Here is a 13794-nt window from a genome sequence, read left to right on the forward strand (position 1 = left end):
GCAGAAATAATTCTGCACCCTTCATATTATCGGACTAGTGACAGCCGCAGCCATCGCCGCAGCTTCCAGTTGATCCAGAATTGTTTACTTTCGATCCTGTTTCTCCTCGCAAAACATCTCCACCAGTTGCTGTGATAATTTCATCCGTCACTCCATTGGAAATAGTTGATGCAACAATCTGAAGAAGATCGTTAACATCCATTTGTGATGATTTAAAATCTTGAACAACCGGAATGCCATCCAGTTCTTCTTGAAGGCCATCAATTTTCTCCTCGACTTGTTTAAGCGCCTCATGCTTACCATAATGTTGGAAATTGACTGCTTGCTTTTGAAGAGCTTTAATTTGAGATATTGTCTGTTGCACCTTTTGATTATAGTTTATTTGCGCTTCAGCGCGTTTAAAAAAATCGACCTCTTCTGTTTCAGAGATCATTTTTGCCAATTCTTTTGCACGATTAATAATATCTTCTCTTGTATATGTCATTTTAGTTCACCTCAACCGTTTCTTCAACCATTTCTCCATCTAGTGTCCAAGTTTTAGCTTTATTTATCTTTACTTTCACTATTTTTCCTATTGCTGACTTTGGAGCTTTAAAGTTTACTAGCTTACTCTTAGTCGTATAACCCGCAATAACATCAGGGTTTTTTTTACTTTCACCTTCAACTAGCACATCAACAACTTGTCCTTCATACTCTTTTAGCTTCTTAGCAGATGTTTCATTGACAAGATTATTCAAGCGTTGTAGGCGTTCTTTTTTTACTTCCATCGAAATGTTGTCTTCCATACTGGCAGCAGGAGTTCCTTCACGTGGAGAATAAATAAATGTATAAGCAGAGTCAAACTCTACTTCACGATATAATGACAAAGTTTCTTCAAACTGTTCTTCGGTTTCATTAGGGAATCCAACTATGATATCCGTTGTTAAAGACACATTCGGAATAGCCACTTTTATTTTACGAACAAGCTCCAAATAATGTTCACGTGAGTACTTGCGAGCCATAAGCTTTAATATCTCTGTACTTCCGGATTGAACAGGTAAATGGATGTGATCAAGTAAATTCCCACCCTTTGCTAATACCTCAATTAATCGGTCATCAAAGTCTCTTGGATGACTTGTTGTAAAGCGAATGCGCGGAATATCAATCTTACGCAATTCATCCATTAATTCACCTAGTCCATAGTTTAAATCCATAAAATCCTTACCATAAGCATTCACGTTTTGTCCTAGAAGTGTAATCTCCTTATAGCCTTGAGCTGCGAGGTGACGAACCTCTTGAATAATATCTTCTGGTTGACGACTACGTTCCTTACCACGAGTATATGGCACAATACAATACGTACAAAACTTATCACAGCCATACATGATGTTAACCCAACCCTTTACATTACCCTTACGCGCTCTTGGTAGGTTCTCAATCACATCACCTTCTTTGGACCAAACCTCAACGACCATTTCTTTAGATAGATAGGCTTCATTTAATATTTGGGGGAGTCGATGAATATTGTGAGTCCCAAAGATCATGTCAATGAAATGGTGCTTTTCAAGAATTTTATTTACAACTGATTCTTCCTGTGACATGCAGCCACACACACCAATTAACAGGTCGGGCCTTTGCAGTTTTAAAGGCTTTAAATGACCGATTTCACCAAATACCTTGTTTTCTGCGTTTTCACGAATTGCACATGTGTTTAACAAGACCACATCAGCTGTTTGAACACTGTCTGTAGGCTCATAGCCTAAAGCCATGAAGATACCTGCCATTACCTCTGTATCATGCTCATTCATCTGACATCCATAAGTACGGATATAGAATTTACGACCGTTTCCCATCCCGAGTAAATCTTCTGGTATGCCAAAATCATTGTAATTCACTTGCTCTTTTCCACGCTTTTTTGCATCCTTTAACGAAGGTGGTAAATAGGCCGTTTCAAAATACTTACTAAAGTCTTTTTTTTCAACAGAATCTATGGTTTGTACCTGGCTCAATTCAAGACGTTGTTTTTCGTTCATTGTTAAGCTCCTTTCTATATGTTAAACATCGAATGTTTATAGTTTAATTTTTAAAGGTATGATGAATAAAATTATATACACATTACCATAGTATATAGGTTGAAGCTATTTTAAACAATGGGAATAGCAATATGTTGAAAATTGTACAATTTTTCGAGAAAAAATGCGATGATTACGACTTATCGACTTCCAAGAACAAAAGCCGCAACTCGATATATTTGTAAAAAAAAAGGCTAATTTTCTCCAAAGGAGGATATTAGCCTTTTTAAGTATTACATGAATTCTGCTACTAGCTCATCGAACTGAGTTTCAGAAAGTATTAAGTCTGCTTCAGATAATGGCTTTTCACTGTAACCAGTAACCAATTCTTGGTATGACTTTTGCTCTTTATTTTGGTAGATAAGGCCTGTTACAAGTCCCTTATTTTCCATTAGAGCCTGCATTGCTGACATCTTATTGTGTGGATCATAGCCTTCAATGTCATTTAATTTTACTAGGTTCTCTTTAAACCAATCATACGTGTTTACCTTATTATATGTAACACATGGGCTAAATACGTTGATTAAAGAGAATCCTTTATGATTAATTCCTGCTTCAATTAAAGCAGTTAACTCTTTTAAGTCTGTTGAGAAACTTTGTGCAATGAAAGTTCCACCAGCTGTCAATGCCATTTCCATAATAGAAAGGGAAGATTCGATTGAACCTTGTGGTGTACTCTTCGTTTTAAAACCAACATCACTACGAGGTGAAGTTTGTCCTTTTGTAAGACCATATATTTGATTATCCATTACGATGTATGTTACGTCGATATTACGACGAATTGCATGAATCGTATGCCCTAAACCAATGGCGAATCCATCACCGTCACCACCTGAAGCAATAACAGTTAAGTCTCTGTTTGCCATTTTAACACCTTGAGCGATAGGTAATGAACGACCGTGAATTCCGTGAAAACCAAATGCATTAATGTATCCAGAAATACGCCCAGAACAACCGATACCAGATACTACAGCTAATTGATCAGGAACTAGCCCAACATTAGCAGCAGCACGCTGAATAGCTGCTTGAACTGAGAAATCCCCACAACCAGGGCACCAGTTAGGTTTTACAGAGTTACGAAAATCTTTAAATGTTGCCATTTATTATAACAACTCCTTGCTTCTGTTGTGAATTTCTTTAGTTAGGAATGGGTTTCCATCATATTTTAACAATGATGCAACTTTCTCGCCGTAGCCGACATTCATTTTGATAAGGCTTGCTAATTGACCCGTTGCGTTATTTTCAACAACGACAACCTTCTTAGCAGATTTCACCAATGGAAGCATTTCATCCGTTGGGAATGGGTGAAGTAGACGAACATGTGCATGGTTCACCTTTACTCCATCCTCTTCAAGACGAATCATTGCTTCTTCAATTGAACCACGTGTAGAGTTAAATCCTACTAAAAGAATGTCTGCTTCTTCATGCTTCGCATTCACATGAACAGGAGTGTTAAATTTAATATTATTAAGCTTGCGCATACGCTTATCCATTTGAGCGTTACGATTGTCAGTTCCCTCTGATGGTTTACCCGTTTCATCATGCTCTACACCTGTTACATGGTGAATAGCATTCTTCATTCCAGGAATTACACGAGGTGAGACTCCGTCTTCTGTCACTTCAAAACGTTTGAAATATTCTTTATTTTCCACTTCAGGAAGCTCAGTATCTTGAAGCTTACCACGACGAATTTGAATCTTGTCATAGTCTAATGGCTCAACTGTTTGCTTCCCAAGTGATAATTGAAGATCAGTTAATAAAATAACTGGTACTTGATACTCTTCCGCAATATTAAATGCTTCAATAATATCATAGAATGCTTCTTGAACTGTACTTGGAGCCATAACTACCTTTGGAATCTCACCGTGTGTACCATAAATCATGGCCATTAAGTCAGATTGTTCTTGCTTAGTTGGTAATCCTGTTGAAGGACCTCCACGCTGTGTATCTACAATGACTAATGGTTGCTCAGTAATACCTGACAGACCGATTGCTTCCATCATTAGAGATAGTCCAGGTCCAGCAGAAGCTGTTAATGCACGTACCCCCGCATAATTTGCACCAATTGCCATTGTACAAGCTGCAATTTCATCTTCCGTTTGGATAACAGTCCCACCAAATTTAGGTAACTTTTTAATTAAGTATTCCATAATTTCTGATGCAGGAGTGATTGGGTAGGCAGGCATGAAACGCGCACCACCTGCTAAAGCACCCATTGCGATGGCGTCATTACCAATTAAGAACAAACGCTTTTGACCATCTGCCTTTTCAAGTTGCAAAGTTTGAATATTCTCACCAGCTTGGTTCGTTACATAATCAAAACCATTCTTTATGGCTTCCATATTTTTTTCAACAATTTGTTGACCTTTACGACCAAAAATCTCAGATACTACTTCTTTGAACACATTAATATCAAGATCCATTACAGCACTACTTGCACCAATTGCAACCATGTTCTTCATAAGTGAAGTCCCTAGTTCGGTGGCAATTTGTGTAAAAGGAACCGAATACAATGTTACAGTTGAACTGTCTGGAATCGTAGGCTCGAATTTTGCATCCGCAAGTACAATTCCACCATCACGTAGCTCATGGAAGTTAACATCAATTGTCTCTTGGTCAAACGCTACTAAAATATCAAGATCGTCTGAGATCGCACGAACCTGTGTCGTACTCACACGAATTTTGTTGTTAGTGTGTCCACCTTTAATACGAGATGAAAAATGGCGATAACCATATAAATAATACCCTAAACGATTTAAAGCAGTTGAGAAGATTTCTCCTGTACTTTCAATACCTTCCCCTTGCTGTCCTCCAACTTTCCATGAAAGTTGATTGATCATGTGATTACACCCCTTCGAATTACGTTCAAAAATTGATATTTTTGTTTAATGAATACTAGTAAAGGATGTTCAAAAAGCCAAAGCTACACTTACATAAAGAAAATGAAAGTCTAAGTCGAAACCACTATATGATGGTTAGTTTATTAGTACTCGGTAACTTCTTGAACCCATACTTTTAAGCTAGCACTTTTCCAAGTAGTTCAATAGATTTACGAAAAGTTGGATACGTACTAAACGCTTACAATTCTAGACCTAACCTGTAAAAAAAGCAACCCTTTCGCCACATTAATTAATGAAAACATGAATTTTTTTTTATTTTTTGATTTTTATATATTCATGAACCTCTTAACTCTACTACTGGGGTAAGTGATTAATAAAATTTTGATAACAAAAATGGTGTACTTGTTCCGCGTTATAATGCCTATTAAGTTCGATTACTAGATCAGTATAACACTCATAACTCTCTAATCCGATTACCGTTTGTGAGATCCCATCAAAATCAGAACCAAATCCTATATTTTTCTCTCCACCTAGCTGGCATATATAATCAATATGTTTTAGAACATCTTTTACCGTGGCATTTTTTTCACTAGTCAAAAAAAAGGGAACAAAGTTTATACCGATTATACTGTCTTTTCTTATTAAAGCTCTAATTTGATCGTCATTCAAGTTTCTGGGATTTGGACAGAGTTCAAATACATTAGAGTGTGAAGCAATCGGAAATGCTGCTAGCTCTAGTACATCCCAAAATCCTTTGATTGATAAATGTGAGACATCTGTCCAAATTCTATGAAGATTGTTTTCCTCCACGACGCTTTTCCCAAATATTGATAAGCCGGCACCCCTTGGTTCTAAGATACCATCCGCAACAGCATTACTATAATTCCACGTTAAACCGACAGATCTGACTCCTAGATGAAATAATGTTCTCAGCCTTGTGAGACTAGTACCGATTACGTCACATCCTTCTAGAGTCAATATTATGCCAATTTCATGCTCTTTTAGCTCTTGAATGTCCCTTTTTTCTTTAACAAGCTTCATATTCGGAAAGATTGACAGAATTTTTTCATAAAGAATGTTGACCATCTCTAAGGCTGCATCAAAACGTTCTTGATAAGGTACCTCCTCGGGTATATATATAGCCATACATTGTACTTTACCTTGCCCTTTTCTCAGACCATGATAGGTTACGTGAAGCTCTTCACTGGATAAAAATGATAGAGTGGGGTTTAACCAGAGTTTATAAAGAACATCACAGTGTGCATCAAAAATTCTCATCTATATTTCCCCTCCATTTCTCTCCAAAAGAAAAACCTGCTCGCATTGCAAACAGGTTTACTTTTATTAGAATCCAAGTTGCATGAATTATCTCGGTTCAACAATCAGTTTAATGGCAGTACGTTCTTCTCCATCAATTAATATATCTGTAAAAGCAGGGATACAAATTAAGTCTACCCCACTTGGAGCAACAAACCCTCGTGCAATAGCAACAGCTTTGACGGCTTGATTTATGGCTCCAGCTCCTATGGCTTGCATTTCAGCTGCACCACGTTCTCTAAGCACACCTGCAAGAGCACCTGCAACAGAATTTGGATTGGATTTAGCCGAGACTTTTAAGATGTCCATTTCTTCGTTCCTCCTTGTACAATTCAGTAAATGATGTGTATTCAATAGAACTACTAGTAAAATATCATTCCACTGCTACTATATTCATGAGGAACTATGTGTATTCCTGCTTGTTTCATTTGAGTTATTTAAAAATTCTAAATCAATAGAAAAAATACAGAATTGTTACGAAAAGAACGGATGATCTTCATTTATTAGAATTCTGCTGATTTTTTTTGCTAGTCCGTTTTTTTGATCAAGGTCAATTATCACCGCATTTAATTGATTTCTACCTTCTTTCACTACTTCAAAGCGAACTGGAAGCTCCGTGAGGAATTTTTTTAAGACGGCATCTATTTCTACCCCTAATATTCCATCATAGGGTCCTGTCATTCCTACGTCAGAAATGTAAGCAGTCCCATTCGCTAAAATTCTTTCATCAGAGGTCTGAACATGTGTATGTGTTCCAACTACTGCAGATACTCTGCCATCTAAATAATAGCCCATAGCTTGCTTCTCACTAGTTGCTTCAGCATGAAAATCAACAAACACAAATGGTGTTCTTTTTTTCGCTTCCGCTACAAGTTCGTCAGCCTTTCGAAACGGGCAGTCAATTGAAGGTAGAAAGGTTCTTCCCTGTAAATTAATTACAGCAATTTCAATATCATTCATCTGAAGAAATACCATTCCAACTCCGGGATTTCCATCAGGGAAATTGGCTGGTCTCACTAAATACTTGGCATTATCAATGAACTCAAATACATCTTTATTATGCCAGGTGTGATTGCCGAGTGTTACAGCTTGGGTACCCAATTCCAAAAACTCTCGATAGATTTTTTCGGTAATCCCCTTCCCTCCTGCTGAATTTTCTCCATTTATAATGGTAATGTTTGGTCTATGCTTTGACTTAATTAGTGGTAAATATTGTTTAACCATATCTCTTCCCGGTGAGCTAACTACATCACCTATAAATAATATCCTCATCTATTAACGAACCCCTTTTAATGTTTATTGAATCTTAATGATAGTTTGGCATACTTTACTCCTAATTCCAAAAAGCTTAGCCGAATGAAAAAAAAATAAAGCGACGCCTAAACGTCGCTTTATTTTGCATATTCCACGGCTCTGGTTTCACGGATTACCGTTACTTTAATATGCCCTGGATAATCCAGTTCTTCTTCAATTCGTTTTCGAATATCCCTTGCTAGACGATGTGCTTGCAGGTCATCGATTGCATCAGGTTTAACTAAAATTCTCACTTCACGACCTGCTTGAATAGCGAATGATTTCTCTACTCCTTCGTAGGATTCAGAAATCTCTTCAAGTTTTTCTAAGCGACGAATATAGTTTTCTAATGTCTCACTTCTTGCACCAGGTCTGGCAGCAGAAAGCGCATCAGCTGCAGCAACTAACACCGCGATAATAGATTTAGGTTCAGTATCACCATGGTGAGAAGCTATACTATTAATTACTACGGGATGCTCTTTATACTTTGTCGCAAGTTCAACACCTATTTCGACGTGACTACCTTGGACCTCATGGTCAATAGCTTTCCCGATATCATGCAGCAATCCTGCACGACGAGCAAGGTTTTCATCCTCACCTAATTCAGCCGCCATTAAGCCTGAGAGATAAGCAACTTCCATAGAGTGCTTTAAAACATTTTGACCGTAGCTTGTACGGAATTTTAATCGACCAAGAATTTTAATCAGGTCTGGATGTAATCCGTGCACGCCCACTTCAAACGTGGTTTGTTCTCCAACTTCGCGAATATGCTCATCCACTTCACGTCTAGACTTTTCAACCATTTCCTCAATTCGGGCTGGATGAATACGTCCATCTTGAACAAGTTTGTCCAAGGCAATTCTTGCCGTTTCACGACGAATCGGGTCAAAACCAGACAAAATGACAGCTTCCGGAGTATCATCAATGATTAGATCAATTCCAGTAAGAGTTTCAAGAGTTCGAATATTACGTCCTTCTCTCCCGATGATTCTACCCTTCATTTCATCATTTGGTAAGTTAACAACTGAAACAGTGGTCTCTGCAACATGGTCAGCAGCACAACGTTGAATCGCTAATGAAAGAATTTCTTTAGCTTTCTTATCGGACTCTTCTTTTGCACGATGTTCGCTCTCTTTTATCATTACTGCTAGCTCATGGGAAAGCTCGTTTTCCAGTTTCCCTAAAATAATACCCTTTGCTTCTTCACGTGTTAAGCTAGAGATACGCTCAAGCTCAGCTTGCTGTCTCTTCACCATATCATCCACTTTGCTTTCCATTTCTTCAATATGCTGTTGTTTTTGGGATAGAGATGCCTCTTTCTTTTCTAGCATTGATTCACGATTGTTTAACGTAACATCTTTGCGATCAGAGTTCTCTTCTTTTTGTAATAAACGATTTTCTTGTTTCTGAAGCTCGTTTCTACGATCACGAATCTCTTGTTCAGCTTTTGTTCGAAGAGTATGAATCTCATCCTTCGCTTCAAGCAATGCTTCCTTCTTTAAAGCATCTGACTCACGTTTCGCATCTTCGACAATTTGCTCTGCTGAAGTTTTAGCACCAGCTATCTTCGCTTCAGCAATAAATTTACGAACGAAATAACCAACAACTGCACTGACGATAGCGGCAAGCAAAATAGAGATGATAATACTAAATGTATTCATCTTTCCACCTCCCGTTGCTTTTAGAGGGTGTTCAAAAGTAGGAGAAATGAGCCATCGATCCTTCGTTGGCTAACTTACCGATCCTCATGTATCAGCATTGTGTCTTTTCAACTTCTACTAAAGTGTGAAAACATTATTCACATCGAAGAATTCTTTACACCCTGAACAGTGTGGTACTCACTAATTACGCCTTCATAGAACTGCTTGGCTACTACTCACTTTGAACGAACTCTAATGTTAAAAATTGAATGAACAGATGGTAGCTTACTAACTGCTACTATGTTCAATATACGGCACAAAGGCCTTCGAAGTTTTGTTCAAATGATAACTTACAAATGAATATCATTTATTAACTTTGCAGATAAAATTTTCATTTGCAGTATTTTGAACTTTGAGTTTCAAATTCGTATCTTCGCATCTTACATTTTGAATAAGATAATAAAATATACATGCTAATTGTATAGTTGGAAAATTTTATTGTCAAGGGTTGTCCCAATAGTCCGAAAAGTTTTGTCTTATTTTTTTACAAAGAAAAAGAGAGCAATCGTGTATGCTCTCTTTTTTCTCTTTCTTATTCATCTATTAAATCAAACATTTCATCAGCATTTTCTTCAACCGTTTTCACTTCATCAAGGGAATAATGATCACGAATCGCTTGTTGAATGACAAGTCGGATTGCTGGGTTCTCTTTCAGGAATAACTTTGCATTTTCACGTCCTTGACCAAGACGCTCTTCGTTATATGAATACCAAGAACCACTCTTTAGAACGATATCTAGGTCAGAACCCATATCCAGAATTTCACCTTCTCTAGAAATCCCTTCACCATACATAATATCAACTTCCGCTATACGGAAAGGTGGTGCCACTTTATTCTTTACAACCTTTATTTTCGTTTTATTTCCTACAATATCGTTTCCTTGCTTCAATGCTTCAGCACGGCGAACTTCTATTCGAACAGAAGAATAGAATTTAAGTGCACGTCCTCCTGGTGTTGTCTCAGGATTTCCAAACATAACCCCAATCTTTTCACGAATTTGGTTAATGAAGATTGCAATTGTTTTAGATTTATTAATCGCACCAGATAATTTACGAAGTGCTTGGGACATTAGACGAGCTTGAAGACCCACATGTGAATCTCCCATCTCACCCTCAATCTCAGCTTTTGGTACAAGAGCTGCAACAGAGTCAATAACAAGAATATCAACGGCACCACTTCGAACTAGTGCCTCGGCTATTTCAAGTGCCTGCTCACCAGTATCTGGTTGAGATAGTAATAGTTCATCAATGTTTACACCTAGCTTTTTTGCATAATCAGGATCAAGCGCATGCTCGGCATCTATGAACGCCGCTTGTCCACCTTTTTGTTGTACTTCAGCAATTGCATGAAGGGCAACAGTTGTTTTACCGGAAGATTCCGGTCCATATATTTCAATTATTCTTCCTCTTGGATATCCACCAACACCTAATGCTACATCTAGTGCCAATGATCCACTTGGGAAAGTAGAAATTTTTGTATCTGTTTTTTCTCCAAGCTTCATAATGGAGCCTTTTCCAAATTGCTTTTCTATTTGTTTTAATGCCATATCTAATGCGGCCTGACGATTGCTCACGAAATTTCCTCCTATACTATGAATCTATTTTCTACTATACCTTGTTTCTTGTAGTTTGCCAAGTAAAAAGTCGAACGTTCATTCGGTGATTTCACTGGTAAAAATAAAGAAAAATTCCATTTACCATTAGGTAAAATGGAATTTCTACTTAGTTATTATCCTCAATAATTAATATTTACCATTTTATAAATGTTTTAATAAATAATACAAGCCATATTTCACAGCACGTTCTCTAATAGAATCCCTGCCACCTGCCAATGTTAAGGAATACACTTTAGTTACACCATTTTGCCTCGCAATTCCGACGTATACCGTCCCAACAGGCTTTTCTTCTAATGGATCTGGTCCCGCTACACCAGTAAAGCTAATTCCAATGTCGGTTCTCATCATTTTCTTTATGTTTTCAGCCAACTCTTTTGCACAAGCCTCACTAACTGCCCCAAAAGATTGAAGAGTATTTGCAGAAACGTTTAGGACATTTTGCTTTATTTCATTCGAGTAGCAAACGACTCCACCACCTACGACATTCGATGCTCCAGGTAGTCTAGTTAAGTTCTGTGAGAACAAACCACCTGTTACACTTTCTGCACACGAGATGGTTAGGTTATGGTTTTGAAGCTTTGTCATCACTTCTATCGCTAAAGAAGTATCATCATAGCCATAAAAGAAGTGGCCGACACGTTCTTGAATCTTATGCTCAGCTTGATCTAACAATGCCTTTGCACCATCAATTGATCGATGTTTCGCAGTCAATCTCAATGTCACTTCATTCTCAGCAGCTAAAGGTGCAATTGTAGGATTTGATTGGGACTCTATTAAATCAGAGATATCTGTCTCTAATTGGGATTCTCCTATACCAAAGAATCGCAGAACCCTTGATTCGATTCTTTCTTGTATTTTTAATTCTTTTAAGATTGCATTTCGACCAAAATTAATAAACATAGGTTGCATTTCCATCGGTGGTCCTGGCAACAGCATATAATACTTGTCCTCTTTCGTGAGAAACATCCCGGGAGCCATCCCATGTTGGTTCTTCAATATTAGAGACCCTTCTAAAACAATTGCTTGTTTCTTATTATTTTCAGACATCACTCTTTTAACTTTTCGGAAGTATTCTTCAATAAAATGCAGAGCTTCATTGTCCATTATTAGGTTTTTATCTAAGACACTAGCAATCGTTTCTTTCGTTAAGTCGTCCTTTGTTGGACCGAGTCCCCCTGTAAATAGAAGCAAATCGGCTCTCTTTTGTGCCACCTCAATCGCTTGCTGAAGTCGATGTGGGTTGTCGCCAACAACAGTATGGAAGTATACGTTTACTCCAAGCTCGGCAAGCTGTTTTGAAAGGTATTGCGCATTTGTATTTGCAATTTGACCTAGTAGTAATTCTGAGCCAACTGCAATAATTTCAGCATTCATTGTGACACATCCTTACAAAACAATTATTTAGATCTAAGGAAAACCTCTTTATTTTTAACAAAATAGTCCCACCCCGAATAGATTGTAAAAAATGTGGCCACCCAAAGAGAAATCATATCGAATGGCATACCTAACCAAACAAAAGGGAAATTATGTAATAAAAGGGCTGAAACCGCAATAATCTGTGCCCACGTTTTGATCTTTCCGAGCATATTAGCTGCCACTACTTCTCCCTCACCTGCTAAAACAAGTCGAAGTCCCGTAACAGCAAATTCACGGCTTATAATGACAATTACCATCCATGCTGGAGCAAGCTGCAATTCAACTAGTGTAACCAATGCCGCTGAAACCAAAAGCTTATCTGCCAGTGGATCTAAAAACTTGCCTAGATTTGTTACTTGATTTAATTTTCGAGCATAATACCCGTCAATCCAATCTGTACATGATGCGATAATAAAGATAATGGCCCCTACAAGATGTGTAACCGGTATAAAAAACTCGCCTACTGTCAGTTCGCCCCAAGAAAAAGGAGCAAGCATAACGATTAAAAATAGTGGAATTAAAAATATTCGCGAAACCGTAATCTTATTTGGTAAATTCATCATTTAGCCCCCTTACTCACATTTTGCCACAAAGATGAAAAAAAACCCACAAAAAAGTGGGCACCCTAGAAAAGCTATTGCTCCGTTCCCTTTTCAAACAAAATAGTGATATCTTGAACACTTTTAGGTTCTGAAGGAATTTCTAACACTTGTCCATTTATCTTGACAATAGAAGCCATAGCATTACCAAGTTTAATGACTGCTTCCGTTTCATTCACATAATCATATGAAGAATTAACCGGAGTCGCGTCTTCTGCATTAGCAGTTAGACTACCGCTAAAAAAAGTCTTATTTTTACCATTCTTCATTGCAATCCATGTTTCACCAGTAGTTGACACATCAACTAAGAATTGAGCTGTATTGGTTAATTTGTAAGTTGACTTTCTCCCAGACGTCTCAACCAGTTCAATTTGCTGAACAGACTTTACTTCTTCAGCCAAAGTCGTTTCTTCATCTTCTTTTGCATCTGATGAGGCAGTCGTATCTTCATCAACTTCATTTGGTGAAGTACTTTGAAATGGATCTGTGCTATTCATTTCGAGTTCTGAGGCTGTATCTGTCTTGGGTTGCTCTTTTACCTGACCAAAAGAATCATTTTTCTGAGCCACTGTCCACACAGTTAAAGCAAGACCAAGCAGAACGACAATTACTAAAATTCTAGGTAAGAATTGTAATACCTTTGAATCTGTAGTATTAACTTCTGCCCTTGTACGTTTAACCCGTGAGAGTTGCTCTGGAATTGCTTCTTTGGGTGTGCTTGGGATGTCATTCTTATATTCCTCAAACACCCTCTCAGGATCTAAACCAACAGCTTCAGCATATTGCTTTACAAAAGCCCGCGCATAAAAAATACCAGGTAAGATATCATAATTCCCATCTTCAACACACTGTAAGTATCTTTTTTGGATCTTTGTTATACTTTGTAGATCTTCCAGTGAAAAACCCTTATCTTCTCGTGCCTGTTTTAATCGTTGACCCAGCTCAGTCATACTTCCACCTACC

Annotated in this window: 11 protein-coding genes and 1 pseudogene; all 12 read right to left on the reverse strand. The window is 37.8% G+C overall.

Annotated elements, in window-relative coordinates:
• Positions 1 to 34 precede the first annotated feature (34 nt).
• The 12 genes and pseudogenes from ACOI1C_RS00935 to ACOI1C_RS00990 all read right to left on the reverse strand — a co-directional run bounded on the left by ACOI1C_RS00935 (position 35) and on the right by ACOI1C_RS00990 (position 13781).
• Positions 35 to 484, reverse strand: coding sequence for a RicAFT regulatory complex protein RicA family protein (locus ACOI1C_RS00935; RefSeq protein WP_422507060.1), 450 nt, complete (start codon positions 482 to 484; stop codon positions 35 to 37).
• A 1-nt stretch (position 485) separates the two neighbouring features.
• Positions 486 to 2012 (reverse strand): tRNA (N6-isopentenyl adenosine(37)-C2)-methylthiotransferase MiaB, encoded by a 1527-nt coding sequence (gene miaB, locus ACOI1C_RS00940; protein WP_422507062.1) that lies wholly within the window; start codon positions 2010 to 2012, stop codon positions 486 to 488.
• 272 nt (positions 2013 to 2284) lie between these two features.
• Positions 2285 to 3151, reverse strand: coding sequence for a 2-oxoacid:ferredoxin oxidoreductase subunit beta (locus ACOI1C_RS00945; protein ID WP_422507064.1), 867 nt, complete (start codon positions 3149 to 3151; stop codon positions 2285 to 2287).
• Positions 3138 to 4891 (reverse strand): annotated as a pseudogene (locus tag ACOI1C_RS00950) (2-oxoacid:acceptor oxidoreductase subunit alpha). Before ACOI1C_RS00950 ends, ACOI1C_RS00945 begins: the two are co-directional and overlap by 14 nt.
• A gap of 354 nt (positions 4892 to 5245) precedes the next feature.
• Positions 5246 to 6169 (reverse strand): dipeptidase, encoded by a 924-nt coding sequence (locus ACOI1C_RS00955; protein WP_422507066.1) that lies wholly within the window; start codon positions 6167 to 6169, stop codon positions 5246 to 5248.
• Between the two features lie 87 nt (positions 6170 to 6256).
• Positions 6257 to 6517, reverse strand: coding sequence for a stage V sporulation protein SpoVS (gene spoVS / locus ACOI1C_RS00960; protein WP_422507068.1), 261 nt, complete (start codon positions 6515 to 6517; stop codon positions 6257 to 6259).
• A 165-nt stretch (positions 6518 to 6682) separates the two neighbouring features.
• On the reverse strand, positions 6683 to 7480 hold the full coding sequence (locus tag ACOI1C_RS00965) for a TIGR00282 family metallophosphoesterase (RefSeq protein WP_422507070.1): 798 nt from the start codon (positions 7478 to 7480) through the stop codon (positions 6683 to 6685).
• 119 nt (positions 7481 to 7599) lie between these two features.
• Positions 7600 to 9162: a ribonuclease Y gene (gene rny / locus ACOI1C_RS00970; protein ID WP_422507072.1), complete on the reverse strand. Its 1563-nt coding sequence runs from the start codon at positions 9160 to 9162 to the stop codon at positions 7600 to 7602.
• 571 nt (positions 9163 to 9733) lie between these two features.
• Positions 9734 to 10774: a recombinase RecA gene (recA, locus tag ACOI1C_RS00975; RefSeq protein ID WP_422507074.1), complete on the reverse strand. Its 1041-nt coding sequence runs from the start codon at positions 10772 to 10774 to the stop codon at positions 9734 to 9736.
• A 183-nt stretch (positions 10775 to 10957) separates the two neighbouring features.
• Positions 10958 to 12190, reverse strand: coding sequence for a competence/damage-inducible protein A (locus ACOI1C_RS00980; RefSeq protein ID WP_422507076.1), 1233 nt, complete (start codon positions 12188 to 12190; stop codon positions 10958 to 10960).
• Between the two features lie 23 nt (positions 12191 to 12213).
• On the reverse strand, positions 12214 to 12795 hold the full coding sequence (gene pgsA, locus ACOI1C_RS00985) for a CDP-diacylglycerol--glycerol-3-phosphate 3-phosphatidyltransferase (RefSeq protein WP_422507078.1): 582 nt from the start codon (positions 12793 to 12795) through the stop codon (positions 12214 to 12216).
• A gap of 71 nt (positions 12796 to 12866) precedes the next feature.
• Complete coding sequence (locus ACOI1C_RS00990) at positions 12867 to 13781, reverse strand: helix-turn-helix domain-containing protein (protein ID WP_422507080.1); 915 nt, start codon at positions 13779 to 13781, stop codon at positions 12867 to 12869.
• Between the last annotated feature and the right edge of the window lie 13 nt (positions 13782 to 13794).

The sequence above is a fragment of the Bacillus sp. DJP31 genome (assembly GCF_049310945.1).
Taxonomy (GTDB): Bacteria; Bacillota; Bacilli; order Bacillales; family SA4; genus Bacillus_BS.

Bases quoted from the DNA above. Each gene is read 5' to 3' on its own strand.
- ACOI1C_RS00935 (WP_422507060.1), bottom strand. From the start codon at position 484: ATGACATATACAAGAGAAGATATTATTAATCGTGCAAAAGAATTGGCA.
- miaB (WP_422507062.1), bottom strand. From the start codon at position 2,012: ATGAACGAAAAACAACGTCTTGAATTGAGCCAGGTACAAACCATAGAT.
- ACOI1C_RS00945 (WP_422507064.1), bottom strand. From the start codon at position 3,151: ATGGCAACATTTAAAGATTTTCGTAACTCTGTAAAACCTAACTGGTGC.
- ACOI1C_RS00955 (WP_422507066.1), bottom strand. From the start codon at position 6,169: ATGAGAATTTTTGATGCACACTGTGATGTTCTTTATAAACTCTGGTTA.
- spoVS (WP_422507068.1), bottom strand. From the start codon at position 6,517: ATGGACATCTTAAAAGTCTCGGCTAAATCCAATCCAAATTCTGTTGCA.
- ACOI1C_RS00965 (WP_422507070.1), bottom strand. From the start codon at position 7,480: ATGAGGATATTATTTATAGGTGATGTAGTTAGCTCACCGGGAAGAGAT.
- rny (WP_422507072.1), bottom strand. From the start codon at position 9,162: ATGAATACATTTAGTATTATCATCTCTATTTTGCTTGCCGCTATCGTC.
- ACOI1C_RS00980 (WP_422507076.1), bottom strand. From the start codon at position 12,190: ATGAATGCTGAAATTATTGCAGTTGGCTCAGAATTACTACTAGGTCAA.
- pgsA (WP_422507078.1), bottom strand. From the start codon at position 12,795: ATGATGAATTTACCAAATAAGATTACGGTTTCGCGAATATTTTTAATT.
- ACOI1C_RS00990 (WP_422507080.1), bottom strand. From the start codon at position 13,781: ATGACTGAGCTGGGTCAACGATTAAAACAGGCACGAGAAGATAAGGGT.